The 3,314-nt window shown below is 48.8% G+C and carries 2 protein-coding genes; one reads left to right on the forward strand and one right to left on the reverse strand.

The window, feature by feature from the left end; genetic code table 11:
• A partial coding sequence (locus tag IH879_21775; GenBank protein MCH7677555.1) for a transposase occupies positions 1-273 on the forward strand: 273 nt, incomplete at its 5' end.
• Positions 274-381: 108 nt separating this feature from the next.
• On the opposite strand, the gene IH879_21780 is transcribed toward IH879_21775, so the two are convergent.
• Positions 382-2,766: a S9 family peptidase gene (locus tag IH879_21780; protein ID MCH7677556.1), complete on the reverse strand. Its 2,385-nt coding sequence runs from the start codon at positions 2,764-2,766 to the stop codon at positions 382-384.
• Positions 2,767-3,314 lie beyond the last annotated feature (548 nt).

Here is a 3,314-nt window from a genome sequence, read left to right on the forward strand (position 1 = left end):
CTTTTCGATCGTCCATTTCGCCGCAAGATGATAGAGTCTGAAGTCTACCGTGCACAATTAATTTTCTATATACATAATAATCCCAGGCATCATGGCGTTTGCGAGGACTTTCGGTACTACCCGCACTCATCTTATAAAGCTATGTTGTCTCAAGCGCCGACAAATTTGATGCGATCGTCGGTGCTGGATTGGTTTGAAGGCCCGATAGGATTTATTGATTTTCATCAGAGAGAACATGACATCGGTACGATCAGAGATTACATCCTTGAATAATCCAGGCGTTTAATCATCTGCCTATGGCAGAAGACTTTGAGATTTGTGAAAAATTTGGACCCTGTCAGGGTTTCAAACCCTGACAGGGTTGCGGTAAAACAATAAACCCTAATTCAGCGTCTCCTCAAACAACTTCAAAATCCTGCGGTACTCATCCGTCCAGGAGCTCGGCTCTCTGAATCCGTGCCCTTCCAAAGGATAAATTGCCGCTTCCCAGTTTTCTTTGCCGAGTTCAATGAGCCGCTGCACCAGACGCACCGTATCCTGAAAATGCACGTTGGTGTCTATCATGCCGTGGCAGATGAGCAGATGCCCTTTGAGGCCCTCGGCGTGATAAATCGGGCTGCTGCGCCGGTAGGCCAACGTGTCGGCCTGGGGAATGTTGAGAATGTTTGAAGTATAGGAATGGTTGTAATGCGCCCAATCGGTCACGGGTCTGAGAGAGGCGCCGGCAGCAAAGACGTCCGGGGCGGTGAACATGGCCATGAAGGTAATAAACCCGCCGTAGGAGCCGCCATAGATTCCAATGCGTTTGGAGTCGATGCCGTGCTCCTCAACCAGCCACTTGGCGCCGTCTACCTGGTCGTCGAGGTCCTTGCCGCCCATGAAGCGGTAAATGGCCGTGCGCCAGTCGCGGCCGTAGCCGGCGCTGGCACGGTAGTCAATATCGAGAACGGTGTACCCTTTGTCTGCTAACAGATTGTGAAACATGTACTCGCGGAAGTAACCCGACCACCATTTGTGCGCGTTCTGCAGGTAACCGGCGCCGTGCACAAAGACAACCGCTGCGCCGTTAGGCTTTTCCGGCTTATAAAATCTCGCATAGGGCCTGGCGCCATCCCGCGCCGGGATTTGCACAATCTCGGGTACCCGCCAGTTGTATTTGCGCCAATCTTCAGTCGTCGAAGTTGTTAACTGCTTTGCCTTTGAATCGGCCCGGGCGTTTTGCACATATAATTCCGGCGGCTTGTTCATAAAGGAGTGCCGAATCACCAGCTTCCTGCCGTTCGGTGAGACAACAGCATCGTTGCGTCCCGCCATGCTGGTGAGCTTTTCCCACTTGCCGCCCTCAAGGGGCATGCGGTAAAAGTGCCGCTCCCCGGGATGTACTTTGTTCGCGGCGAAGGTCCAGCTTTTTTTGTCCCTGGAAATTTGCGGGTTGTAGATTTCAAAGTCACCTTCGGTTAGCGTTTTCTTAGCCCCGGTTTTGGGGTTGATGACGTACAGGTGACTATAGCCACTCTCCTCGCTGCAAAACCAAACCCGCTGGTTATCCGGCATCCAGCCGACTCGTCCACCCCCAGACCGCCGTCCGATATTTGGACCGCCGATCCAGGCGTCGTCATGCTGGCGCTCGAAACCGGTGAGATTGCCCGAGGGTAAATCAAGCATCGCCAACCAACGATCTTTATGATCCATTGCACGCACCACCACAAAAGCCTGTTTGCCATCTGCACTCCAATAAGGACCATAAAATGTCGTCTGCCGCACTTCTTGTTTTTTGGGTTTGTCGTTTTCAGAATCCTTCTGCTGTTTTTCAACCCGGGTAAACTCAGGAGCATCAAAAATGCCGGGCAGGCTGTCGGGCTTGATATAGATGAGCGTATCTTCTTTTAAGTCATAAAAAGCAAACTGCGAGGCTCTCTGCGGATGACCGACTTTGGGCCGGGCGTCCAAATCTTTAGTGAAGCCGGTTTCCGTGACAAAATCAGGCACCTTCGTCCGTTTGGATTTGTCCTTTGCAACCAGGCGAAAAGTCACAAATCGACCGTCCGGCGACAAAGAGGGTGATTGCACGTCTTTACTTTCGATATAAATTTTCGGCGGCGCGTCGGGGTTTTCTGCCTGGCGGGCCTCCCTGGAACGTTGCCGTCTTTCCTTCCTTTCCCTGACGATTTGAATAAGATCGAGCTCATCATGTTTGACAAATTTTTCTGCATCTGTTTTTGGCTCCGGATCATCTTCCGGCTTCTTGCTTTTTTTAAGATCGGTAATTTGGGTTGTCGTTCCCCTGGCTCTTTGCCATTTGTAGAGGTTCATTCCACGTTGGAAAATCAGACCCCTTTCGTCCTGTGTGAATTTCGGGTTGGACTCCCGATCGCTGGTGTTTGTAATCTGCAGAATTGAATTGCGTTTGATGTCATAAAGAAAAATATCGCCGCTGCGAGAAAAAAGCTTGGTGCGGTAGTCCCGCGAATAAACGCCGCGGGCGGGAGCAAGACGTAGGCGTTCATCTCGAGAAAGTTTAATGGGCTTGCCGCCATTTGCAGAGACCCGATAAAGCGAATCTGAATCGGCGGCTTCCGGGTTCCAGTTGAAGTAAATCCATTTGCTGTCTTCGGACCAGAACGGGTTGTTTGGTGCGGAGCCAACCCAGGTCTTTGGATCCTGCATGATGGTTTTGACATCGAGTTCGATTTTTGGCTGAGCGTGCGTGACATTTGGTAAAATAAAAACAAGTAAGAACAGTTTAGACAGCAGCTTGAGCTTCATTAAATTTCTCTCCTTAGGGTTTTAATGGGTAAAGAATTCGTAAGTGTATAGTATCGGATTCTTCGCGCATGCAGATCATTTAGTGATTCACAGAAGAGTGGATTTCGCGCTCAGAACGACTCCTCACGTAGATCACTGATTCCCAAATTAACGTTCAAAAACTAATTGGCATTTTGTTTGTCGGGTATGCTGCCTAGTCATTAAAGTCATTTCATGGTCATTTGGTCATTAAGCAATGACACAAATGACTTGATGACAACTAATGACGGCTCAAACCAAGCTTTGGTCATTGATATCTGGTTTATCCTATACGCATTACTATTTAGGTATCGAAGCTATCGTAAGTCGACAAAATAAAAAAATCTAAAAAGAAAATCAAAGTAATTTTGGGGGAATAGATTTCTGCAAAACAGGACACAGAGAACACTGAGGGGCACAGCGCGGCGAAGCCGCAACAAAAAGATTCTAAATTTAGCCACGGATTAACCCCGATGTGCACGGATAAATGTGGTTAAAGCGTGAAAAACATTTAAAGATATTTTTAATTG

This window comes from candidate division KSB1 bacterium (assembly GCA_022562085.1).
GTDB lineage: Bacteria > Zhuqueibacterota > Zhuqueibacteria > Oceanimicrobiales > Oceanimicrobiaceae > Oceanimicrobium.